This is a genomic window from Mesorhizobium sp. WSM3879 (assembly GCF_002294915.1).
Lineage (GTDB): Bacteria > Pseudomonadota > Alphaproteobacteria > Rhizobiales > Rhizobiaceae > Mesorhizobium.
In genome coordinates, this window is sequence record NZ_NSFZ01000004.1 from 549,470 (window position 1) to 573,439 (window position 23,970).

At 56.0% G+C, this 23,970-nt stretch carries 16 protein-coding genes; 6 read left to right on the forward strand and 10 right to left on the reverse strand.

Annotated elements, in window-relative coordinates:
• Positions 1–516 precede the first annotated feature (516 nt).
• The 3 genes from CK218_RS12680 to CK218_RS12690 form a co-directional block, all read right to left on the reverse strand.
• Complete coding sequence (locus tag CK218_RS12680; protein ID WP_095827909.1) at positions 517–1,584, reverse strand: hypothetical protein; 1,068 nt, start codon at positions 1,582–1,584, stop codon at positions 517–519.
• Positions 1,585–1,971: 387 nt separating this feature from the next.
• Complete coding sequence (locus CK218_RS12685) at positions 1,972–4,539, reverse strand: ATP-binding domain-containing protein (protein WP_095827910.1); 2,568 nt, start codon at positions 4,537–4,539, stop codon at positions 1,972–1,974.
• A gap of 241 nt (positions 4,540–4,780) precedes the next feature.
• On the reverse strand, positions 4,781–5,776 hold the full coding sequence (locus tag CK218_RS12690) for a WYL domain-containing protein (protein ID WP_179294486.1): 996 nt from the start codon (positions 5,774–5,776) through the stop codon (positions 4,781–4,783).
• 80 nt (positions 5,777–5,856) lie between these two features.
• Here CK218_RS12690 and CK218_RS12695 point away from each other — a divergent pair, with 80 nt between their 5' ends.
• The 3 genes from CK218_RS12695 to CK218_RS12705 are packed head-to-tail and all read left to right on the forward strand — an operon-like array spanning position 5,857 to position 11,089.
• Positions 5,857–9,219, forward strand: coding sequence for a TM0106 family RecB-like putative nuclease (locus tag CK218_RS12695; RefSeq protein ID WP_095827996.1), 3,363 nt, complete (start codon positions 5,857–5,859; stop codon positions 9,217–9,219).
• A gap of 58 nt (positions 9,220–9,277) precedes the next feature.
• Positions 9,278–9,541, forward strand: a complete 264-nt coding sequence (locus CK218_RS12700; protein ID WP_095827912.1) for a hypothetical protein — start codon at positions 9,278–9,280, stop codon at positions 9,539–9,541.
• 42 nt (positions 9,542–9,583) lie between these two features.
• On the forward strand, positions 9,584–11,089 hold the full coding sequence (locus CK218_RS12705) for a DNA recombination protein RmuC (RefSeq protein WP_245435005.1): 1,506 nt from the start codon (positions 9,584–9,586) through the stop codon (positions 11,087–11,089).
• Positions 11,090–11,158: 69 nt separating this feature from the next.
• Here the strand turns inward: CK218_RS12705 and CK218_RS12710 are convergent, their stop codons facing one another.
• Together CK218_RS12710 and CK218_RS12715 are read right to left on the reverse strand one after the other, a co-directional pair.
• The gene (locus tag CK218_RS12710; RefSeq protein WP_095827913.1) at positions 11,159–12,085 is read right to left on the reverse strand and encodes an HNH endonuclease; all 927 of its coding nucleotides are present in this window, start codon (positions 12,083–12,085) and stop codon (positions 11,159–11,161) included.
• 51 nt (positions 12,086–12,136) lie between these two features.
• The gene (locus tag CK218_RS12715) at positions 12,137–12,670 is read right to left on the reverse strand and encodes a hypothetical protein (RefSeq protein WP_095827914.1); all 534 of its coding nucleotides are present in this window, start codon (positions 12,668–12,670) and stop codon (positions 12,137–12,139) included.
• Between the two features lie 880 nt (positions 12,671–13,550).
• Between CK218_RS12715 and CK218_RS12725 the strand changes: the two genes are divergently transcribed.
• Positions 13,551–14,573: a hypothetical protein gene (locus tag CK218_RS12725; protein WP_143749630.1), complete on the forward strand. Its 1,023-nt coding sequence runs from the start codon at positions 13,551–13,553 to the stop codon at positions 14,571–14,573.
• Between the two features lie 648 nt (positions 14,574–15,221).
• Here the strand turns inward: CK218_RS12725 and CK218_RS12730 are convergent.
• Positions 15,222–15,497 (reverse strand): hypothetical protein, encoded by a 276-nt coding sequence (locus tag CK218_RS12730; RefSeq protein WP_245435008.1) that lies wholly within the window; start codon positions 15,495–15,497, stop codon positions 15,222–15,224.
• A gap of 235 nt (positions 15,498–15,732) precedes the next feature.
• Here CK218_RS12730 and CK218_RS12735 point away from each other — a divergent pair, with 235 nt between their 5' ends.
• Both CK218_RS12735 and CK218_RS12740 read left to right on the forward strand, forming a co-directional pair.
• Positions 15,733–17,604: a DNA sulfur modification protein DndB gene (locus CK218_RS12735; RefSeq protein ID WP_179294488.1), complete on the forward strand. Its 1,872-nt coding sequence runs from the start codon at positions 15,733–15,735 to the stop codon at positions 17,602–17,604.
• A 1-nt stretch (position 17,605) separates the two neighbouring features.
• Positions 17,606–18,508, forward strand: coding sequence for a hypothetical protein (locus CK218_RS12740; RefSeq protein ID WP_095827918.1), 903 nt, complete (start codon positions 17,606–17,608; stop codon positions 18,506–18,508).
• Positions 18,509–18,637: 129 nt separating this feature from the next.
• Here CK218_RS12740 and CK218_RS12745 read toward each other — a convergent pair whose 3' ends face one another.
• The 4 genes from CK218_RS12745 to CK218_RS12760 form a co-directional block, all read right to left on the reverse strand.
• Positions 18,638–19,549, reverse strand: a complete 912-nt coding sequence (locus CK218_RS12745) for a phospholipase D family protein (protein ID WP_095827919.1) — start codon at positions 19,547–19,549, stop codon at positions 18,638–18,640.
• Between the two features lie 3 nt (positions 19,550–19,552).
• The gene (locus CK218_RS12750) at positions 19,553–21,367 is read right to left on the reverse strand and encodes an ATP-binding protein (protein WP_095827920.1); all 1,815 of its coding nucleotides are present in this window, start codon (positions 21,365–21,367) and stop codon (positions 19,553–19,555) included.
• Entirely contained in the window at positions 21,364–22,968 is a 1,605-nt protein-coding gene (locus CK218_RS12755; protein WP_095827921.1) for a DEAD/DEAH box helicase, read from the reverse strand. Before CK218_RS12755 ends, CK218_RS12750 begins: the two co-directional genes overlap by 4 nt.
• Before the next feature lie 174 nt (positions 22,969–23,142).
• Entirely contained in the window at positions 23,143–23,970 is an 828-nt protein-coding gene (locus tag CK218_RS12760) for a phosphoadenosine phosphosulfate reductase family protein (RefSeq protein ID WP_095827922.1), read from the reverse strand.

Below are 23,970 nucleotides of genomic sequence, written 5' to 3' on the forward strand. Positions count from 1 at the left end.
CCATCGGTTCTTTACCGGGATCACACAGGTCATCAGTGGAAAACCCAAGTGGCAGATGTCCCATGGCGATGTTACCGCAATCTGGCGTTCGATTGCGTTCTATAACTATGTTCCCGTGTATGTGGGAACGGAGTCCCGAATTCGTCCCGGCGACAGGTTCCCTCTTGGCCGATTGCCCTTTGAACTCGTGCTTGAACAACTGCGCCCCGATGCCATCCTGGTCTGCGGATATGAACTCTAGCGGTGGGTTCTGAAGGGAAGGCCCAATGGTTTTATGGCGACCCGGCGAGTGTGCCGTTCCAGGAAATTGGGCCAGCGATTGCTGCGCGGATGAAACACCCTCGTCCGCGTTCTCCTCGGTTCGATGTAGACCCACCCTGCTGGAACTGCTCTCGCGAGCAAGTATCCTTCGACAGGTGTATGCAAACCGAGGCGGGCAGCGGCTCCGATCATTGTCCTGAAGGGTTGGCTCGCTCCATCTCGCCCCGGGCTGATAGATGAAGACCGACAGGGGCATCATGGCTTAACGGTCCGGATTCCCCATCTTCCAGTTTTCAGAAGCATCCGAAATCCAAACCGAAACAGCTTGAATCCGAAGTAGAAGGTCGAAAGCAGCCATAGCACCAGGGTGGCCGTCCAGGCGCCGGCCTCAATTCCTAGTGTCCCTAGATGCAGAAGACCCTTGCTTGCTGTCGGTGCAAGTCTGACCATAGCCCTGAATGTTTTCTTGGGAGCGGATTTGGCGATGCGCGCCCAACGATCAAGGTCAGCAGCATTTTCAGCGACGCTCAATGTCTGCATTGCTGCCTTCTTGCCGTGATCTTTGCCGATCGTGTAGACAGCCGAGCCCATCGATTTCAGCATCGTGATCGACTCTGACGACACGATCTTGGGAGCCACTTCCCTGATGACCTTGAGATTGGGGGGAAAGGTGTTCCTGGCGACGGTTTGAAGAGCGTCCTTGTCGATCGTTTTAGCGACTGTCTTTTCCAGAGCGACGACCAGTTCCTTGTTTAAGCCGCCAGCCTTCTTTGCCGACTTGAGAAGCGTCACGCCGGCACGCGCAGGCAAGGCGCCGCCTGCGGTGGCAACAGTTGCCCCCGTGATAGCGATTCCTCCGGCCGCCAGAGCAACGGTCAAAGGGTCATATTTCGGATAGAGCTGATACTGCTCATGCAGGTCTCTCATATCTCCGATGACCAGGAGGTCAGTTATCCCAGCCGCGATTGAGCCCGGCGTGGTGTCAGCCTCTCCGGTCGTCATGCCTTCCCAAATGTCTTCCCAAACCGACGGTGTGTTTTCCTCGGCATCCTTGATCCTGCCATTCACGTCAGCAGGCATCTGGATGCCTTGGTCACTCGCTAGAGCGACAATGCTCTGGGCGAGTTCGGTGTCCTTCTTATTCAAGGCATCATTGACGCCCGCCAGGTAGTCATTCGCGGGAATATGATCGATCTGATATTGGACCGAGGCTTCCTCGCTAAAGAATGTGTGAGTTGCCTGCCAACCTTTCGGCAGGACGAAGGCACCGACTCCCAGCAGGGCAACGGCCGAAACGAAATAAAGTGCAATCCGCCTGCTCATGATTCCCCATCCCAGAAAAAGCGCATTTCCGCCCCCAGCCGTCCTCCTCGATTAACTCGGCCACCAGCCAAGGGCGATAGGCAGACGAATAAGAGTGCTGCCGGTGGAGACCACCCGGCTTCGAGGTGAACGCGAAAATCCGGAGGCGATAACGATCCAATCCGTCAATACCCAGCCGATGGCCTTGCAGCGATTCCGCGCACCCTTGTGGCTCGCGGAATCCCCATTGCGGAATATCGCAAGGACGTCCTCAGTGTGAAACTGGAATTTCACACTGAGAGTCCCTCCCCGATTGCCCACGAGCATGGCCCTCTTCGGGGCGTCGGCTGTCAAGCAGGGAGTGCAAATAGGCAACGAGCGGTCATGGCTCTAGGTCAGCTGCTAGCGCTACGCTACGCGGTCGACTGGGTCATCTACTAGCTCTTGGCTTCGAAGTACGAGATGTCCGTCATCCACCATACCGGCGACCATCGACGAACCGATGGCCTCATAGTCGCACCCCATCAGAAGCGCATGACGCGGACGGCTAACCGCGACGTAGAGCGAATTCCTGCCAACCGCGTCGGAGCCGTCGTATGCTGCCAAGTTCGGGATCACAACCACATCGAATTCAAGCCCCTTTGCTTCTACCGGGGTCGTGAAATGAGTATGAAAACGCATCGTTAGCTTTGAATGATCTGAGATCATCGGATTTCGGAAGTTCGCATCGAGATCGTCATGCATTAACGCGAACCAGCGATCAACATCCTGGTCGTTTGCACAAATGACAGCCACGCTAGCTGTCTCCGGAAGCGCGACAATGCGATCGATCGCCGTCCGGGCGAACTCCGCGGGATCCTCATACACATCTAAAGGGGCATTGCAGGCACCGACCACCTGACCACCATCCACCTCCGTCAGCGAACGGAAACAGGCTGACAGCGCGGCAAGCGGACCGGTCTGGCGCATGTTGCGGTCCAGAAGAACGGATGCATGGCGCATTGCTATTTGAGGGAACGCCCGCTGCACCTCTGCAAGACCGTCGCGATGAAGCCGTTGGCTGGCATCTCCAGAGACTGTGACGAGCCAGTACTTTGGGAGGGCCTTGTAGCCCATCAGGAGGACCTGCAACTCGCTAAAATCCTGGTACTCATCGATAAAGACGCCAACCCGCTCCGCAAATGTTCGCAGGTATGGGATAGCCCTGATGTCACGCTCGAATTGATCGCACGACAGTGCGTTCAGGCACAGCGCGCAGATAACATCGTCATCTGTGACCAGGTTCTGATTTAGACGCTCGACTATCGGTTCAACGACGTCCTTCGACGAGATGCCCACACTTAGGGCAAGCTCCTCGATGCGTGTGCGGTACGCAGGCCCAGTAAATATGCGGACATACAGCTCTTGTGGATTGAGAAGCCTGAACAACCGCTGCTGAACGCTCTCGACCGCTTCGCGGAGAATTCGCCGCTCACTCTGTTCGATGCCGCCCAATTCATTTTCCCCAAGGCGGACCCGGCGATCGATCTCGATCGCCACTTTGCGCAAAACAAACGTCCGCACGTCGAGGTCCGGCGTTACCTCCAAGCTTCTGACCAAGCTCTGAAGCCGAAACCTCAGTGATCCTTTGCCCCAGGTATCCGTAACCAGTTGCTCCCAGCGCCGGTCCGATATTTTTTCAGCTCCGGGGACCGCGGGCTTTACGAGAGGAGCCGCGGCTATCTCTCTCATACCGTCTGCGACGTACGCTGCCGCTACGATGTCCAGTATCTTCAGCCAGCGCACAGACTTCTGCTCCGGGTGGCAGGTTTCCGAAGACTTCTTGAACGGACGACTGTTGAATACGCGACGATGTGTGCGCTCGGCATTCAGGAATTCCGCGAAATCTTGGATCTTCATCGCTCCGATGTCCAAGCTCTCAGCCGTCTGCTTCAGATACGAGACCAGACTCGGGCTGAGCACGAAGCCAATCATCCCGCTGGCGTCAAAGTCGGCGAAGTCTCGCTCGTGCAACCCGTACTCAAGAAGATTCTCCAGTGATCTGAAGTTCGCGAAGAACTTCAACCGACCGAGGGCGACCGAGGTCTTGCCACTGCCCGCGATACCATGAACAATCTGCAGACCCCTTACCGTTTGAATGCCGGCTTCCTGATTGGCTGTTGTTTGTGTGAAGAATTGCGTGCCGAGCGAAACCTCCGCGTCGTCCCCAAAAAAAGCGCCTCGGCGGATATCCCAGAAAGAATCGGCTTGAGCATCTTCAAACCCTTCGTCCGAAGGCAACGGACCCAACTCCGGCGTTGGCTGCGCTTGAATGACCTCGTCTTTTGAATGGCTAGCAACCGACGGAGATTCATCGACTTCGGTTGAAGAACCGCTAGCGACAGGCTCGCTTTCGACTTCTTGGGAACCTGGCGTTCGGGCGGGACCCGGCAACGAGCGGACGAACGCCCGAAGATTGAACACCTCCTCGTCCGCAAGGCCCTCGCCAACCCTAAACAGGAGCCTCTTCGCGTCCGGATTTTCGCGGAGAAGATTGCTCATACCGGTGACGTCGACAATTCCGGTAACAAGGATCGAGCGCTCTCCCTTCTTCGGGACGCGTACCGAGATCTCATCTCCGATAGAGCACGACGCTATTTGGCTTCCTACTGGCGAATTGCGAGCTACAAGGCGGATTGGTCTGTCCGGGAAACCGGCATTGGCTTGTGAAACCCGATAATAGGTAGCGCCAGAGTAGTCCCCGTTTTCATCGTACTCGTCCGCGAACACGACGCGTCCATACCCACGCTTCGCGACTTCCTCGAACGCCTTTGTCAAACCGTCGCTGATATTCACCAGCTCCACTTGCTCAATATTCCGGATGACTTCAGGCCGCGCAGCCCGATAGCCTTCACGTATCTTTTGTGACAGGCGTGCACTGAGTTCGCCAAGAATGTCGAACTCATCCTTCGCCCGATCAATTGTCTGCTCGCGCACTTAAAACCCTCCCACTTCGAATCGCCCTTTGGATAGACTACCAAATCCTCGCCGTAGAGGAGCGGCTAACTCGCGCCCGAACTGGACGCGGGATAGCAGACTTTCGTAGATCAAGGTCATTGCTCCTTGACACGCCACGCTGACCAACTGCCCGGCCATACAAATATGCATTGGCCGGACGACAAAACCTGTCACCGGACAGGCGAGCCTTCGCGTCATGCGACAAGGACGAGTCCGTTTCCTAGGGAAGCGAAGGGAAATCAGGGCGCCGATAATTCTTCACCATCTCACGTAAAGCGTCGGGAGCGATCACCTCCACCTTGTCGCCCCACATGTACAGATGCCAACACATCTCGAGATGACCGGCGGCATGGAAGCGAACCACTAATGATCCGTCGGGCCGTTCTTCCAAGATTTGGCCTGGATGAAACAGGAAACTTCGAGCATGGGAGGCCGCTTCAGGCGTAAATCGCCATACAACCTCTTCGAATTCGCCGTCATTCTGAAAAGCCCCGAAGGCCTTATCGGCATGTCGATGAATATCGAAATTGGGATCCCGCTCGAAGATCTCGCCCGTCAGTTGGGCAGTCTCGATCTTCTCGGCGAGATAATGACGGAACGGTCCTGCTGGGTCGGATTTCGGCTTAGCGACCAGATAGCGCCTGATGCCAATCAGCACGCCATAGGGCTCGACGACACGTTCCGTCGGCTCGGCCGATTGCCGGGATTGATAGACAATCCGGAGCCGTCCCGAGGCTTTCAGAGCGGTCGCAATCGTAGCGGCGACCGTCGGCGCGATGCGTGAAACCGGACCTGGGCGCGCTGCAAGACCGAGCGCCTCTAGCAATGCGTCGTGATCGGTTTCCAGACGTGCCAAGCGCTTGCGCGGAACAAGCGCGACAATTTTCTCGCGCAACGATTTGAGCTGTTCAGCCTCTGCACCCTGCGCACTCCGTTCCAGAATCTCGATAGAAAGGTCCAGCGCGGCCAATTCGTCAGGGGTAAGGGTGATGAGATCACGCAGTGCACCGCTCTCCAAGCGCCACCGCTTCCTACCCTCGTCGTCGAAGAAGACCTCCGTATCGGGAAATTGGATTTCTAGCGTGTGAAGAATGCGCTGCGCGGTCCGCTTCGAGACCTGAAGCCGATCGATCACGTCGCCAAGCGTCACGCCTGTCCATCGCGCAGCCACAAAAGTTGCGAGACCGATAAGCTCTTGTGCCTTTTCGAATGACATTTTCATCGCCGCCCCGGGGTGCCAGCTATTGTCACGGCCATTGCTTACGGTTTTATTATCTGTGGCATTGGGGTGTGGGCATGAAACTTGAGGGTGGAAAGATCCTGCTTTCCGCATCCGATCTGATGCGGTTCATGGGATGCCAGCACGCCACCGCGATGGACCTTCGCTATGCCAAGGGAGAGCCTCTGGTGCCGGTGGAGGATTCCGAGGACGCGCAACTTCTCCAGAAGTATGGTGATCAGCACGAAGCGAGCTATCTCGCCAAATTGCGGAATGATGGACGGCGGGTTCTCGCAATCTCGCGGGACCTCGCATTGCCGGTTGCGGCAGAACTCACGCGGGAACAACTCTTCGAGGGACCGGATGTCCTTTTTCAGGGCGCCTTCTTTGACGCGCCTTGGGGAGGCTGGTCGGACTTCCTCGTTAGGGTGGAGCGGCCATCATTGCTGGGCCCGTTTTCCTACGAGGTCATTGACACCAAGCTGAAGCGCAAGCCCGATCCCAAGCACATCCTCCAGCTCGTCCTGTATTCTGACCTTCTGGCACGGATTCAGGGCACCAAGCCCGAGCAGGCGCATCTTGAGCTTGGTACCGGCGAACGTTTTTCCTTTCGCCTGAATGAATACGCCGCCTATGCAAGGAATGCGCGCGAGCGGCTCGAAGGGTTTGTCGCCGACCCGCCGGACACCTCACCTGACCCGGTGAGGATGTGCAATCTCTGCCGCTGGCGCGAGCAGTGCAAAGCGCATTGGGGGGAGACCGACAGCCTGGCGCTCGTGGCGGGTATCTCCAAATCCCAGCGGGACAAGTTGACGGCTGCGGGCGTGACCACGATGACCGCTCTTGGGCGGCTCGACAAACGCGTTTCGAAGCTTGCCGACGACACTCTTGCCAGATTGAAGATACAGGCCCGCCTGCAAACGGATCGGCGTGCGGGTGGCCCGCCAACTTTCGAGTTGAAGTCTCTTGATCCGCGGCGCGGACTAGCCCTGCTCCCCCGACCAGATCGAGGTGACCTCTTTTATGACATTGAGGGCGACCCTTTCTATGAAGGCGGCCTGGAATACCTGCACGGCCTCTGGTTTGAGGACGACGGAGGCGGTATCTTCAAGGACTTCTGGGGCCACGACCGCGCAGAAGAAAAGGAAGCCCTGCGCCAGCTGATGGCGTTCTTCGAGACGCGGCTCCGCCAGTACCCCAACGCGCGCATATACCACTATGCAGACTATGAAGTCGCCGCTCTGCGGCGGCTGACCAGCATTCATGGGATTGGTGAATCACTGCTTGACCAGATGCTGCGGGAAGGCCGTTTCGTCGACCTCTATCGGGTAGTTTCCGGGGGCATCATTGTCTCAGAGCCGAGGTATTCACTGAAGAACATCGAGGTCTTCTACATGGAGGAGCGAACAGGAGAGGTGAAGACCGCAGGCGGTAGCGTTGTAGCCTACGAGGAATGGCGAGAAATCGGTGACCAGCACATCCTCGACGAAATCCGTGACTACAATCGGATTGACTGCATTTCGACACAGAAGCTGCGGGACTGGCTCATTGCTGCCGTGCGTCCAGTCGATATGCCCTGGCGAGAAGAAAAGGTGATCGCCGACGAAAAGATCTTCGATTTTGAGAAAGTCAGTGTTGAACAGTCTTGGGCTGACGAGTTGCACAATAGACTGGCTCCCGTGCGGCAGCGGTTCGGGGACCCCTTTGCCGATCTGCTCTTTGATCTCAGCCATTTTCACCGGCGCGAACGGAAACCGGCCTGGTGGTCAGTTTTCGACAAGATGGGCCGGGAGCCAGAAAGGCTCGTCGATGATCTGGATTGCCTTGGGGCGCTGGAGGCCACGTCGCCGGCCAGAAGCGAAGGCAAGAATTGGGTACGCAGCTATCGTTTCCCGGAGCAGGAAAGCAAGCTCCAGTCGGGAGACTGCCACGTCGAGTTGATTGGAGTCCCCGCTCCTGTTTCTGCAGAGATCGATCTCGCCCAGAACACGGCCGAGGTTCTTTTTCCCAAGAAGTGGTTCGATGACGCCCCAGCGGCAATCTCGCTTGTCCCTCAGGGGCCGCTGAGAACCGATGCCATCGAGAGGGCCGTGGAACGGGTGGTGGACGCCATCATTCGTGATGACCGGCGATATCCAGCCGTCCTTAACCTGCTGCACCGCGGAAAGCCTCGCTTCCGCGCCCGCCACAGGGCAGCAAGCATAATCAGCCCGGACCGGGACCTTGTTCAGGAAGCTGTCTCGGCCATTGTTGACATGGATGAGACCACCCTGGTGATCCAGGGGCCGCCAGGGACGGGCAAGACCTACGTCAGCTCGCGCGCCATCCTGGACCTGGTCGGGCGGGGCAAGCGCGTCGCAGTCGCTTCGAACAGCCACAAGGCAATCGACAATCTTCTTTTTGCGGTCGCGGACAGGGCAGCCGAACTCAAGAGGGCGGTCAGCATCGCCAAGAAGAATGGCCATGCAGACAATGAAGGCTACAACCGATCCATCTATGTGGCGACGGGCAACAATGACCGACAGCTTTTTTCGGCATCCGTGGTGGGTGGAACAGCCTGGCTCTTCGCCAGACCGGAATTCGAACAGCGGTTCGACTATCTGTTTGTCGACGAAGCTGGCCAGGTTTCGCTTGCGAACCTCATCGCCATGGGCACCTGTGCGAAAAATATCGTTCTGGTGGGCGACCCGATGCAGCTGCCGCAACCCGTGCAAGGCGCACATCCGGGCGAGAGCGGTCTCTCATCACTCGAATATCGGCTTGCCGGCCACAACACGGTCCCTCCGGACGTTGGTGTTTTCCTGCCCGTCACGCGCAGGATGCATCCCGATCTCTGCCGGTTCGTTTCCGACACGGTTTATGATGGTAGGCTGAGATCGGACGAGTATGCGGCAAGACAGGCCATTGTCGTCGAAGAACCCGCTTCGGGTGTTCGTCTGCGCGAAATCGTGCACATCGGCAACAGGCAAACCTCTCTAGAAGAGATCGAAGCCATCAACCGCGAGGTGTCACGTCTGTTGGGGAAGACATTTCATGACCGCGACGGACGGCAACGGCGAATAACGCTCGATGACCTCCTGATCGTGGCGCCCTACAACGCGCAGGTCAACGCCCTTAAAAGGGCTCTCCCCGCCGGGGCCCGTGTCGGAACCGTCGACAAGTTCCAGGGCCAGGAGGCTCCTGTCTGCCTGATCTCGATGACGAGTTCATCATACGACGAAATTCCGCGCGGTGTTGATTTCCTGTTCAGCTTGAACCGGATCAACGTAGCGGTCTCGCGCGCACAAGTGTTGGCGCTGGTTTTTGCGAGCCCGAAGCTCCTCGAAATCCCCTGCAGCAACATTCACGAAATGCGGCTTGTGAATACCTTGTGCGCATTGCGGCAATATGGCCGCGCTCAAAGCGGACGCCAGGCAAAAACGGCCTCGCATACAGCATGACAGGAAATGGCACCCCTACCCTTTACCTTCCAGAGATCGACGGAAGGAGGAAGGACCGATGTTTACCCGCCATGCCCAAACTCGTTGCCAACAAAGAGGCGTCAGGGGCGACGTCATCGACGCCATTCTTGCCTACGGATGCCGTCGCCGTCGCCATGGCGCGGATGTCTATTTCATGGACCACAAGGCGAAGGCGCGCGCCAGAGCCGAACTAGGGTGCCAGTACGCGAAGGTCTCAGATCGTCTCGACACCTATCTCGTGATGAGCGACGGCGGGGAAATGATCACCGCCGCAAAAAGGCTCGGGCGACTCAAGTTCTAGGCAATTGAAATTCCGGACTGCAGGTTTGTGGGGGTTGTTACCGTGTACATTATCGATTTTCCTGTGCTCGCGGCCATAGCATCCGCTTTGGCATGTGTCCTTTCCCTGATTGGCCTTTTCTATCTCGGCACTAAGATCAATCACCTCAAAGGCTTCGCCTTGGAGCCGAGCCAATTCGAGCAAGGAATTCAAAAGCTGGAAGCTGCGTCCCGTGATGACAGCCGCAATGGCAGAGAGGAACTGAACCAGTTCCTGGTTCGGTTTCTTCAGTTGGTTGAAAGCCGCCTGTCAACTCTGGGGACCCAGCAAAATGAACAGCTTGGCGCACTGCGGAAGGAAGCGAGCGACGGCCGGACAGCGTTGGAGACCGGCCTGAAGCAAAGCACCGATGCATTTTCAGACATGCAAGCGACGCGCCTTGGCGAGACAAACCAAGCCATGAAGGAACTGGCGGAACGATTTGAAAAGGCGCACATCGAAGCTCGGAGAGACCAAAAAGACGGCCTGGAGGCGGTCGCCACACAAATCAAGTTGCTGACAGAATCGAACGAGAAAAAGCAAGAGTCCATCCGCGAGGCGCTGAACTCAAACCTGGAGCATTTGCGAAAGGAAAACCAAGCAAAGCTCGAGCAGATGCGGCTGACGGTTGACGAAAAGCTGCAAGGGACACTTGAGAGCCGCCTCGGCGAATCCTTCAAGATCGTCAGCGATCGGCTGGAGCTGGTCCACAAAGGCCTCGGGGAAATGCAGACCTTGGCAACGGGTGTGGGCGACCTGAAGCGGGTCCTCACCAATGTGAAATCGCGTGGTGGATGGGGTGAGATTCAGCTGGAAATGATCCTGCAGGATCTGCTGACCGTGGACCAGTACGCGAAGAATGTGCGCATCAACCCGGACTCCAACGAAGTTGTCGAGTTCGCAATCCGGCTCCCGGGCAAGAACGACGATGCTCCCGTCTTTCTGCCGATCGATGCGAAGTTCCCGCAGGAAGACTATGAGCGGCTCCTGGCCGCCCAGGACGCGGGATCGCCGGCCGAAATAGAGGCTGCCGGCCTGGGTCTCGAACGCGCCATTCGCCTGCAGGCCAAAACGATTTCGGAGAAGTACGTGCATCCGCCGCATTCGACGGATTTCGCGATCATGTATCTTCCGACGGAAGGGCTTTTCGCGGAGGTGATTCGGCGCCCCGGCCTCGGTGCTGACATCCAGAGCAAATTCCGTGTGGTTCTGACCGGCCCCACCACGCTCGCCGCGCTACTGACGAGCCTGCAGATGGGTTTTCGCACACTGGCGATCGAGAAGCGGTCGAGCGAAGTCTGGCAGGTGCTTGGGGCCGCCAAGGCCGAGTTCCGCAAGTACGGCGAAGTCTGGAGCAAACTTGGAAAACAGCTCGATACAGCCAAGAGAACAGTCGACGATGCTGGGCGTCGAACGAGGGCGTTGGAGCGCAAGCTTCGAGACGTCGAAACACTGGAGCTGCCGGATTTCAACTCCGAGCTTTTGGACGGTGGAGAAGAAGAACAAGAACTGCTAGAGGAAACCGCCTGAGCGCCGATCTCTCGGGCCAGATGGTCGGCTTCCGCCGAGCGGCCGATGAAGGCGGAAGGGTGCCGCGACCTACGACTCTCCAGACGGGTTGCGACGGGCGAACTCCTGGTACTGCCGAAACAGGAACTCGCGCTTGGCTCTGTGTTCAACCAGTCGCCCCTCAAGTTTCTGATAGGAGGTGCTCTTTAGGGAGGACGCGATAGCTACCCGGCTATCCACCGGGCGGATGGAAATCAGAGACTTGTCGAACAGCTTATGGATGTCGGCTCGAAGCAGAAGCCCATTGCCGACATCGTTTCGGAACTCGACACCCTCTGAGAAAGGAACAATGTGGGCAGCTTCGATGACAGCTTCCACCTGATTTCCACTGAGCAGACATCTTGTGCCATATAGACGAATAAGAGCGCGCCTGAATATGGCTTGCTCAGGTCTTATCTCGACGTTGGCAAACCGCCTCTCGAATCCTTCGGCAATCTGCTGTTGGTCACCATTGAGAGCCTGCTGCTCGGCGGATTTCGGCATTGATTGGACGTAGGCTGCAATGCGCGCCTGTCTCTCGCGTTCTACATTGCCAATCGCTTTCCAGAACTGCGAGAGGTCCTCGTCGCCGACCTCGATCGTCCGCCTGTGACGGTTTCGTTTCAAGAAATCGAGTAAAGCACTTCCGCTCGACCCAGGTGGCTGATCGTTCAGCCGAATATGAGGTTGAACTAACTTCACATTTCGGAGGACGATTTCCAGTGTTTCCCCTCGCTCCGTAACGGCGCCAGCCGCTGCCGTGGCAGTTAAACCTTGTCCATTTCCGAATTCAGGATCCTCATGGGTCCAAATGATAAGGGCATCACCAGTAGCAAGTTCCTTGCCGGGACCACCTTCCAACTTTCTCGGGTGCAAAGCAGATAGGGTCGTTCCTTCCCATTCAGAGGCCTTGGTCGGCCGCGGTTCAGCCCCGTCAAGGTGCAACTCGCAGTTCGTTTTCAGCAGGAAAGTGGTCATCGCCGATTATCCGCCGGCTGGCAATTCAACAATGGAATTGTGGTGCACCACTCAATTGAGAAGATGGGGCGCTATTCTATCATCGTGCCGCTCCTCGGCTAGCGCGAGATATCGTCTCCGAGCCTCGTACGTCATGGGCACGGATCGTCGGCAGCCAAGATCATCTAACAAGCCAAAGTATGCCGAAAACGTTGCGGTGGTAGCATTGATTGGAACGGTAATCCAAGCGGGTTTTGCCCTTTCGGCTCGCGCTAGTTGGTGCACTTCCTCCAATGCCATGCGTGTAATTTCTTCAACCGTCCTGCCTTGTAACTTCAAGGCTTGGTTCTTTGGGTTGCTGACCAAAACGAGGTTATAGGCCTCGTTCATTTTTAAGCGCCCGCGACGCATTTCATTTCGAGTCTTCACCCCAATGAGAAAACGGACGTTATTGCGCACGCCAATCAGGTCGGCAAATGGATAGTGTCGTCGAACACAGTTCAGATTCACAACCTCGGAAAAACCTGCACGCGCGAGACACTCCGCGGCAAGACGCTCTCCAAGGCTGCCGAGCTCACTCGTCCTTTCGACCGACTGCAGTAACATTGCTTTTCCTCAATTCGCGCGAGTGCCCCTTTGACGGACTTGCTTAAGCTTGGTGGAGAAGTTTCCTCGCCAAGCCGACGACACGGTTTCGCTCCGGCTTCGGCCATCCCTGAGGATGACGCGTTTCAATCGCGAACGCTCCGCCGGGCGTGGCAGTCAGCCGAGTGTAGCCGTCTCGGAAATTCAGCAGCTGGCTCCCGTAGCCGAGCTCCTCTAAAACCTCGGAGACTGTATCGCCGCAATATCCTGAGGTAGCGAAAATGATGACGCGAGGGGAGAGGCATTTGATTTCCTCTATCAAGGCCTGCCGATGCGGTTCTGATATGGCTTGCCATCGATGCATTGGTGGTGGTCGGTTGCCGCCCACCTCGTCCATTTTGCAGATGTTTGTCCAAGCTATCCGGCGCCGCGACGGATCAAGTAAATCGACCATTTGCCAGAAGGCTGACTTGTTTCTCTTTTCGACCATCCACCTGGTGGAGGCAGAACCGCTCGCAATCTGGTCACTCCCTGAGCCGACAAGCGTTCCTAACGGGCCCGCACTCTTGCCTACGTAGAGCAATCCCAAGTCGCCTTTCGGATCGTATTCGGGCCCGATGCCCGTAGCAAAGACCCCCGGCGATGCCCACCCTTCTTCCACCGCTGCACGATTGCACTCGGTCAACCGAGCCCAAGTTGCTTCCTTAATCGGCAGCTTCCGACCCATCGCCCCCTCTACTGCTCTTTAGTAAAAGCTTATACACAGATGCTCGTCAAGCGGGCAGACCTTTCCAAACAACTTGGTAGTGCGCCGAGAGGCCTCCTTCGAAGATCGTTGACAATCCGGATGCCGCCAGCGAGGCTCATGACTAGGGAGTTTCTGCGAGGGGGTTGCGGAGACATGTCCATCATCCTCGAACCATTCCGCCGGGTTCTCGAGAGCCGGGTAGAAGGTATCATCCTTCGGCATCTCTCCCACGTCTCTCCATTGACGCGCTTGTTCATTCAGGAGGCTTTTCCTGGCGCTGAGGCGCTCGCCATCGAGAGCGCAATACCTCACGTTCACCGGGACCACAGGCGTGCAGGTGGCAACCCTCTGGCATATGGGGAGACCGACATTGAGGTAATTGCATCGGTCGAAATGCGCGACGGTACCACGCCTCGTGTGGGCTTACTGATCGAAGCCAAGGTTGACGCGCGCCAGATGGACCAACAGGGGCCGAGATACAAAGCTCGCGCTGAATATCGGCAGGCAAGCGCCTCATGGGATGCATTCCGTTGCATTCTGACCGCACCGCGTGGCTATCTCGAAAATGCCTATCCCTTGGGCGATCACAACGACGATGGATGGAATTGCCTTCTCGCCATTGAAGACATCGCCAAGGTGCTCGCCCGGATCCCAGAGGGGCGAGCCGATGCCGCTGTCTTATACCAAGCGGCTGAGCCATCGAACGCATGGAACAAGCCGTTGCCCGGGGTGCTCAAGTTCTGGAGCGATCTCGCGGGTTTCCAGCGAGCAATCTATCCTGATGTACCGATCTTCATTAATCGCCAGCATGGTGCGGGGTTATCGATCTGGCCCTCTTTCTATGAAAACCATCTCGCTCGTAATTCCAAGGAGATTAGGCGTAAGAGGGTCCAGGTTGTCCATTCTGGTAAGACCCACGTCGCACTCTATGTGAAGAACGTGCGGTTCCTAGATTTTGCGACGGTGGTGCAGCCAATGTTGATCGACGGCATAGGTTTGGGGCCTCCAGGCCAGAGCTGGCAAAGCGTTAGGATCGATGTCCCTTATGTTGACCCGCAGCGTTCGGTCGAAGGCCAAGCAAAGGCTCTCGCAGCGGTGTTTGAAGCTGCGCGTCGGTTGTTCGACTTCTTCATTGAACACGAGGGGCCGCTGCTATCAGTCCCGACGTTTAAGTGATTGCCGCGAACTATCTTACCTACGGCACCAATACCCCTTTAGGATCGCTTCGGAGTTGGTGCCTTACTTTCGACTGGAGAACCCCTCAGTGTGAAAATGGTGTTTCACACCGACGTCCCTCACCCATTTGAGGAGGGATCCGCTGCACCCGGTCGTTTCGCAGATACTCCGTTCGTTCATGACAAGGTTCAGCGTGAGGTGGGTATTTCACACTGAGTGCTCCTCATTTGTCGGCGATTATTTGAGGCCATAGGAAGCGGTCGCACATTGGAGCTACATGAGTCTGCGTCTCCTCTTACCTGCATTCGGTTTCTTGTAACGATGGCGAAATGCGACTACACGGCGATCCTTGCCGATATGGCCTTCGTTGTCAGCTGCTGCAGAGCCAGTTTGGCGCCAAAGTCCTTCTTGACGTCTGGAAGGCTCGTGACGTCATCAGCAAGTGCGCGCGCAAACGTTCGAAGTGTTGCCGCAATTGGTGAAGCGCTTCTTATCGAGCTTGATCGGATCAACCTCATTGGCCGCGAATTTGCGCCCTGCCGCTGCTGTTTTCTGATTAATCCGCCTTGCGGTTGAAGCCCGGAATGCCGAGCCCACACCCCGGCTCCAGCTTATATAGGAAACTGCAGTAATCCGCATCGCGTGAGTTCATGCTGGCCACCCGTACTGACGTAAGCGCCTTCTGGCACGATCCACCTCCTGGGGTAGAAATAACGTCTGCCATTCCGGCTCCGAAACCACCAAAGCTTCGACGGTCAAATCTAGCCTCTGCCGCTCATACAGCGCTGCATATCCGTCGGAAGGCTTGCTGGCATTAATAAGGGCCTTCGCCGTAGCCACACCACCCCGATCAGTGAGCATCCCAAGAAAGATCGTTGCGGTGTAATTGGCCTCCTCCTTTGCCCGGCGGTAAATCGAGAACATTGCCTCTTCGAATCTTTCAGACAAAGTCCTCAATCGCATTCTCCATCGTTTCCGCTGAAAACTTAGCGCCGGCCGCGCGCCCCATCCAACTTATTGTCCCGATCATTCATCAATGATCGCGCCTTTCATACCTGTCTCAGGCATATAGGGGAAGCTGTTACCTATATGGTCGCGGGTCTTTCATCTGCCGCGCGATTCTGTAAATTGCGCGAAACTGACTCGGGGGGATATGGGTTTGTCGTTCGTCATAAACAGTGCCGTGCCTGAGGCACTCACCCCAGAACTCCTTTTTATCAAGGGCAGCGTTTCTCTATGGAACTATTCGATTCCATTCTTCACCACCAACGTTCCTCTAAACTTTGCTGAAAAGTATTTTAAACTATTTGAGGAACTCCCCCAGGCGGACACTGGCGAATGGACTCTGGAAGAGCTGTTCCAACGCGATATCTCTTGGGAACGGGTCGACAATGAGATACTCGCTTATTTGAATAGTCCAACGCGGCCGCAGTTTTTCAATTCGCTCACGGTTGCTCTAATGCCGAGTCACACCCAGAGCCTTGGTGGAGACTTCGGCCCGCCAATAGACATTCCGCCGCTGGTAGACGCTGGGCTCGGCAAGCCCATCGGACTTGGAGGCGTACAAATTCAGTTCTATGGCTCTGATGTGGACGTGCCATCCGGTGCGGGCAAACTGCGATGGGCGACCGATCGTGTCGACGCGGTCGCAGTCGATGGCCAGCATCGTTTGGCGGCAATCAAGCGCTTCGTCAAAGAGGCCAAACGTGAGCGTTGGGAAGGTGCCGCAGTTCCCATCATTTTTCTGATCGCGGATGAACGAATTGGCTTTCGCACCCCGCTTGCCGAAAATGACCCCTCGCGAACTGTTTCCGCACTGCGAAACGTTTTCATAGACTTAAACAAGAACGCGCGCCCAGTCTCCCCTAGTCGCACAATCCTCCTCGATGACCTTAGCATCGTCAGTGTCTCCACTCGAACCTTGATCGGGCGTTCGCTCGGCGACACGGCGGATGAGGATCGCGTACCCCTCTCACTCGTCGATTGGATGACCGACCGAAACAAAATTGACGACGGCCCCTTCCTGACTACCGTCACTCTTTTGCACGAGGCGGTTCGGCAACTATTGGCTGTACCAGACCTTCAGTTGGACGAAGACGACAATAGCGTAAAAAACGTCGAAGTTTGGCTAGACGCTATTCTTCCAATCACTGACACTGCGGCGCGGGAAGAGATCCTATCTCAGGTGCGAACTTGCGCGAGGCTGCAAACGCGCCTGAGCTGGATGCCGGAGCAAATCAAAATTCTCCAGCAATCCTTCGAAGCGACATGGCGTCCGCAGTTGCGCGGCCTGTTGCGCAACTACAAACCCTACTCTGACATCTGGGACTACGCCGAAAAACACAAGTTACTCGGTCCGCAGTTTGTAAACCTATATGTCGCGCAGGAGGCAATGCCTGCGAAGTCGGGGCAGGAGCGGAAGAAGCGACTTGTCGAGGCCGCGATGCAGCAGACCGACGGCTGGACGCTTGCGAAGCGTTACGAGGCCCCGCTGGCTGAAATCGAAGAGTTGAAGGCAAATAATTGGGCTTTCAAAGTGGTATTCCAACGCGCGTTATTTCGCGCGTTCGCCAATGTGATCCGAAATCCCAAGTCGTATTCGCCGAAACTAGAAGGCCGTGGTGACGCCGGTGAATTGTTCATCGCATGTATGAATAGACTGAATAGGGCCAAGCTCGATCTGGTCGATGCAGCTTTGAAAAAAGAGGCCTTTTGGGCAGGTTCTGGCCTTTCTGCAGATTCCACGATCGAGTTTACGAATGCCGGCGCCGAACGCATTCGCGCATGGCTTGAAATCGCGTTCATCATCCATGTGCATGGTACTGCCGCACCGACTTTCGACGGTATAGAGGCTTGGGCTGCGGGCGTCCCAGCTAAGACGCTGAGCTACCTTATGGACGCAAGACGTCCCGCTTATAAGGGCATGGTGAAACTGGCCGTAGCTAGAGGTCTCGATGGCGAATCGGACAAGCCCGAGCGCTACTTGAAGGTGCGTTATGAGCATCTCCGCAGCATTTTGAGGGAGGCGTGACTTGTTTAGCTCGGAAGGGCTCGCTTCTTTCTGCTCCGGCAATGCTGAGATCGGTCACCGTTTGGTGTATAATCTTGAGTTATATTTCAGGTTAATGTTACGATGGGAGCTAGTCGGAAACTCGGGAAAGGGATGGAAAAGTGTACTTGGGTCGCTTTATAAAGAAGCTAGCGACCGCCGGCATGAGGAAAGCCAGCTCCGCATTATCGATGTGGATTCGCGTAACCTACTAAGCTATCTGATGCTCTCCGAACTGAAGGATATCATCACGTCCGAAGCGGTTTGGCCATTGTTCAAAGATCGGTGGCCGCCGCAAGATATCTTCCTTGCGGAATTCAAGATATTTAACCAACTGCGTCACAAAGCGGCCCATTTCCGCCCGCTGACCGATCGTGACATGCGTCAACTTGAGAAATTCAAGGTGATGGTCGTCGAAATGAGCGCTCACTATCGCCAACAGCGCCGTGGCGCGAAACTCATTATAGCGGCAGAGCAGCTTGAGAAGCTTCCCGAAGAATTTCAGAACGGGATCCAAGGTTGGGCGGCGGACTGCGCCGCCCAGGACGGGCGCTGGTCCGATCTTGTTGTGAAGAAGATGGGTAAGTATCTTGTGGTGGACGTCCGACTTCGCGCAGGCTCTTTCGCTCCGCGCGTTGTCTCTCGCCTCGTCGACGATACCGGCTGTGACGCTATCTTCTTGTCAATAAATTTCGGAACCGGTGCACTCCGTATCTACATACCGTTCGCCCTTAAAGCGGACGAGGCAAAGTTGATGCTTAACGGTATTAAATCCTTTCAGTCGGCGGAAGAGGATCTGGTCGGCGACGATTTCGACTTAATGCCGGAGACTTTCGACTTCGTTATGCCGTACGAAGTGGAACTCCCAATGGATTTTAGATTTTAAAAATAGTGATCCAATTGCTGATGCGGGCGCCGGCTGTCGACGAAACGCAACTCTTTCAACGAGAAGACAGCGATCTTTGGTCCGTTTTGCGAAGCTGGTTGGCTCACCGAACATTGAGCCTTAAAAGCTCTATTGGGTCGGCGCAACGACCTCGAATATCTCCGAGTAGTTGGCCACGTGAAACTTGAACCTCGTAGGATCGAAATAACCTAGCCACCGCATCCAGGTTTGCCACGCATGGGCGCCGTCCTGAGCACCTAAGGAACTCAAGAGCGATGTCATCTCACCAAATCGCCGTGACTGCACACCAAATGCCTCAATTGCTTGAACCTCAGGATGTTGGCGAAGTTGCAGGGCAATCCAGGAGTGAAAGACGTCCTGAGTCAGTGCGGCCGGTGGGTCGAGCGCGGCTAGGTCCAATCGTGCAGCCTCACATGAGGCCGTCGTGAGAGCGTTTCGGTCGCCGGAATAGTACCGCCACATATCCTGAGGAAACCGCAGCGATGGTCGCCACGTAGCAAACTTCACATTGTCGATTTGTGGATCTTCAAGCTGAGGCGGTGGTAGCGGAAGAAGGCTGTCGAGCGCGATTTTGAAGGCTAGGTATATTGCATCATCGACCTTCTTCGCATCTCGAAATGCCTCTGACTCGAAAAGTGAGAGATGCTCGGCAAGATGGGAACTCTCGACAAGCAGCTCCAAGTTCGACGACGCTGACCACCCCAATCCCGCGCCGGTGAGGTTCGCAGAACCGAGGATAGAGCGATTGTCGGCTCGATAATATTTGGCATGGAGGGAAGGCTGTAGCCATAGTTCAGCATGCCCCCTTGCGCAAAGGGCCGGCCAGATAGCTAGATCGGAAACGCCGGATACTAACTCATCTAGCCGCCAGCGTGTAATCACCTGCACCGACACCCCTGGGGAAGTCGCGTCTAACACCTTTACCAGTGCAGCGACTTTTATATATGGAGCGACAAGTAGCAGCTTGTTCCTTGCGTCGCGGCAAACCGTAAGCAGAGTTTCTCCAACGGGAGACGACACTACTCAACTCTCCTTGTTAAGAAACTGGCGAGCCAGCCGCCCCCAGTCCGCACGGGTTTCCTGGGCTTGGTTGCGCCGCGGGCCATCTGGCTGCTCGTCTTCATAGCGAGCCCACGCCATCAGAAGTAACTTGAGTCCACCCGCGGCTGTAGTGAGACGCTCGCGAAGGCTAGCGTCGTCCTCGCCCGAAGCATCCTTCTCCAGCACTTCCACAAGAGAGCCAAAGGCCGGATGGCTGGTGTTCAAGGTGATGATAATCGACCCGCCCCTCTGTTTCACCGAGAAGAACGCCATACTTTCAAGATCGGCCTCGGCAAACACGTACTTCAGGCCGTCTGAAATGGTTGTAGCTGCCAGTTCCTTAGCCGCGGCTGCTGGCATTCCAAGGCTCGCCAGTTCCCCTTCGATTTGGCTTTGACGCTGATCGGCCGGCAGTTGCTCGCCCGCATCGCTCTGACCTTCGTGGCCCTCCTCCTGCCGATGACGCGTGATTTCGGTCGCGCGGCTCTCTGGCGAATTCGGATCAGGATGCCTTGTTCGGTCACGGCGTTCCTCGGACGCAGTTTGTGCCCGAAGCAAGCGACGCAACACATTCCGCGTTTTTTGGATTTGGTGAGCGATTTCGATTAGAGGTGCACGAGGATCTTCATCGTCGTCGAGTTGCTCGCGCAGCTCGCCGAGGCTCCTCCCATCCTTCAATAGATTATCGAGGTCCAACTTCGCGAGCTCTGACAGACCATGGGCATGCTGTTTGTTGTTCGTAACACCGAAGATCTCGTCCAGCGCTGGCGGAAATTCAACTTCGATCCCCCACCAGCGATCACGGGGCTCGGATGGATCGGCCCATCCATCGTCCAGTTCGAGTTCGCGACCGGCACGCACGACCGACAGACCCTCATTCTTCGCCGCGTGTTTGCCGTAGTCGCGCGAACCAGGGCTGATGCCTTGCCGCGCTTCTTCTTTAGCGACCGAGTATCGGATTTTTACAGGATGTTGTTGGCCGCGGAACTCAATCTTATGAGTGACCTCATAGCCATCCTCACCGCCCCATTTTTCAAACATAGGCTTGTCATCCCAGGGTGCTGGGGTTGAAGTGCCGGTGGAAAGGTAGCCAGGGTCGTTCGGCTTAGCCCACTCATCAACGGTGACGTTTTCCGGACGGTCTATATCGAATGCAGCCATGCGGATCCGAACCTGATCCTTCTTCAGAAACCGCCGGTACATGCGCCCAATCACGAATTCCGAGTTGTCAATGATTGTGGCCGCAGTCTTCCACATCAACCGATCGAGGATAGACCAGACAACCAGCGTGCCGGATTCCCCCCATTCGTTGCCGGCCCTTTTCCAAAGTTTTGGAATCGCCTTGGCTGTCGGCTCAGGCACTTCAGTCATCTTTTGGGATGCGATCTCGCCTAGGTCGAGGTAGGTGTAAATCGCGTTCGCTACGCCGCCGCGCCATGACCACACCTCAACCTTTTGACACTGGGAAATTGAAGACGCAGGAAGCCCCATTCCGAAGCGCCCGATCCCCGTTTGGTTTGCCTCGTCGAGGCGCGTACCATTCCCAAACTGCAGAGCAATGCGAAGAGTGTCTTTATCCATTCCGGACGCGTCATCGAGCACCGCAATCTGGTGAACGCGGCGCCTGGTGCGTTGCGCCAACTGTGTGGTCTGTTCAGCGCACAATAGCTCGACGTTCTTAGCGCCGGCCTGAATGGCATTGTCCATCAACTCCGCAATTGCATAGGCGGCGTTCTTGTATCCGTTGTCGCGCATAGCCTTGACCGCCAAATGCGCGGGTACGATCGAAAAGTTCATGGCTCTCCCCAAACATCTTCCCAATTGAGAAACGCGTCCCCAATATCACCAAAGCCAGGCAGACCGCTATCGACCACCGTGACTATCTCGGCTTCGGCATTGCCGCCCGCCCTGGTCCCTCTGATCGCGCGACCCACCATCTGGCTATAAAGAACCAAGGAAATCGTAGGCCGCGCGATTACGGCGGCGCTTGTTTCTGGCGCGTCAAACCCAGTCGTTAGAACGCCGAAATTGCAGATTATTCGGACGTCTTCAGAGGGCGCTTTGTATTCTTGGAGTGTCGCTTGACGTTCCAAACCTGGCGTCGACCCCGTAATGGACTTGGCCCAAAGCCCTCGGGCACGAAGGGTGTAAGCTAGAAGATCGGAGTGCTCGACCGTCGTGCCAAACACGATGATTCGATGGTGACGCTTTGCAAGTTGTTCGATCTCAGACAGAATTGCTAGGTTACGAACCTCTACTTCCGCCAAGCGCTGTAAAATTTCAGTAGGAATTTCGAGCTCTTCCTTTAGCCGTGCTCGATCCTTCTCAGTCATTGTCACACCGCTTGCAAGCAACAGCGGCCTAAAAATCGTCCTTGCCAGATATCCTTCTTGAATAAGGTATTCGACCGGGTTGGAATATCCCTCAATATGAAGCGAGACTTTCTGACGCCCGAAGAAGTTGGCTAGCGCCTGATCCGCATCAAGGTCGTTCCAGGTTCTACCTGGCGTGGCGCTCAGACCCAGCAGAGAACTTGAAGGGAAGGGCAAAACAAGAGCATCAAGGATGAGCCGATAGGTCGGCGCCACGGCTTGGTGGGCTTCATCCATAACGACTAGCGACGCTCCGGCACCAAGCCGCCCAATAGTAGCGAGGCTGCGCCGCACGGTGGCATTCATCTTAGGCAACCCCGCGACAATGAAGTCGCCTCGCACGTCGTCAATTTCTAGCGACCGCCCCCCCCAAAACCGCCTTATCACGACTGGATGACTGCCAAGGCTTCTCCATGCCTTCTCAAACTCCGTGGCGGCCTGATCACAGAGTTCTTCGCTGTGCGCGAGCCAGATCACCGACTTGTCCGGGAACAATCGTAGGTTCTCAGCAATGATATGCATTGCTGTTCGGGTTTTCCCGGCACCTGTCGGCATATGCAACAGAACACGCTTGCGACCTGATATAAGAGCGGCGATAGTCTTTCGGGCGGCGCGCTCCTGGTGAGGAAATAGTCCGTAAACAGGCTCAACTAGTCTCGACGCGGGGATCTCTTCGCGGGCCTCTTCCTGTAGCGGCGACAGCTCGAAAAACGCCAACAGCGCTATCAGCCGATCACCGGATACCTTAATGGTCTTCAGAACCTCGTATGGCCGCTCGGTGCGCAGCCCCAATACGCGACACAGCTGCTCCGCTTCCGTGGGGCGAAGAAGGTCTAAGAGCAATGCCCGTGTTTTCGAATTGGCTAGAAGTGTCTGTGGCTTAGTCTGCTCTACCAGAAGCGAGCGTTGCCGACCTTGGTTAAACCCTGTGCTGTCGAGCGCTCTAAGAAGTCTTAAAACCCTAATACCAAGCAGGGCCTGCAAAATCTCATCGTCGGCGCGCGTTAAAAACTGATCGAATTTCACCGAACCCGGCTCACATTGTTACTGAAAAGGGGGCCGAATCGGCAGCGAGAGGCCATTAAGGCTATGCTTATCCTGTCAAAGAAGCGTCGTGCGCTCATAATTAAGGGCGGCGTTTCGTGCCCCCAACGCTAAGCCAGTAGGGAAAGGTTGGCTAGGGGCGAGATCAACGCTCGATCATTTATGGCAGGTTACACACATTTTGCTTTGGCCATAGATCTCGTCCAGTTCTAAAGGTTCATCATTAAGCAGAGCGTTCACGGGGCGTCGGGCTATCAGACGGGCTACCCGTTTCTCGTGCTCTAGACGGATTTGCTCGAGCCGTTGGGGTTTTGCCAAGTCTTCCAATGACTCACCATGGCTCCAAGAGAAGGGTGATCCATGTTCAAGTGCATTCTTTTCGTACCGTTTCGCTTCTTCAAATGCATCTGGATGCTCATCAAGCAGCCGCGCCCACTCAATTTTTTGCTGATAGAAGCAAAAAGTACAGCCGCTTCTGGATCGCCAACGGTAGTAGTCGGGCAATCCAACCCCAGCGGCCTCCAAGATTTCCATAACTGCGGCCTTGTCGATCCCGTCTGTGCGAAAGGGCAAGTGGATGCGGAGATTTTCCTGCCCTGAGACGTAACCTTCACGATAATCCTCATCGGAACGGATGGCGACGTAGCTGTTGACCACATAGCCAGCCTTCACAAACGGACGCACCCAATTCTCGAAGGGTTTAATCTTGAGTTGTCGAGTGCACCACCGAGTCTGAGGAGAAGGTAGGAAGTTTTTGTATTCGCGTAGCCAGAAGTCGAAATCGCGATCTGGATTGAGCCGAAGTATTGGCTTCCCGAGAAAACCTTCCAGCCGACCGAGGAACTCATAAACCTCCGGCAGCTCCTTTCCTGTATCGGTGAAGAAGTAGTCTATTTCCAAATCTGGATGGTGCTGTCGCATGTAAATTGCAAGCGCAGCGCTATCGCGGCCACCGGATATGCCAAGGACGTGCTTTTCCGTCAT

Bases quoted from the DNA above. Each gene is read 5' to 3' on its own strand.
- CK218_RS12680 (WP_095827909.1), bottom strand. From the start codon at position 1,584: ATGAGCAGGCGGATTGCACTTTATTTCGTTTCGGCCGTTGCCCTGCTG.
- CK218_RS12690 (WP_179294486.1), bottom strand. From the start codon at position 5,776: ATGTCATTCGAAAAGGCACAAGAGCTTATCGGTCTCGCAACTTTTGTG.
- CK218_RS12695 (WP_095827996.1), top strand. From the start codon at position 5,857: ATGAAACTTGAGGGTGGAAAGATCCTGCTTTCCGCATCCGATCTGATG.
- CK218_RS12700 (WP_095827912.1), top strand. From the start codon at position 9,278: ATGTTTACCCGCCATGCCCAAACTCGTTGCCAACAAAGAGGCGTCAGG.
- CK218_RS12710 (WP_095827913.1), bottom strand. From the start codon at position 12,085: ATGACCACTTTCCTGCTGAAAACGAACTGCGAGTTGCACCTTGACGGG.
- CK218_RS12715 (WP_095827914.1), bottom strand. From the start codon at position 12,670: ATGTTACTGCAGTCGGTCGAAAGGACGAGTGAGCTCGGCAGCCTTGGA.
- CK218_RS12725 (WP_143749630.1), top strand. From the start codon at position 13,551: ATGTCCATCATCCTCGAACCATTCCGCCGGGTTCTCGAGAGCCGGGTA.
- CK218_RS12730 (WP_245435008.1), bottom strand. From the start codon at position 15,497: ATGTTCTCGATTTACCGCCGGGCAAAGGAGGAGGCCAATTACACCGCA.
- CK218_RS12750 (WP_095827920.1), bottom strand. From the start codon at position 21,367: ATGAACTTTTCGATCGTACCCGCGCATTTGGCGGTCAAGGCTATGCGC.
- CK218_RS12760 (WP_095827922.1), bottom strand. From the start codon at position 23,970: ATGACGGAAAAGCACGTCCTTGGCATATCCGGTGGCCGCGATAGCGCT.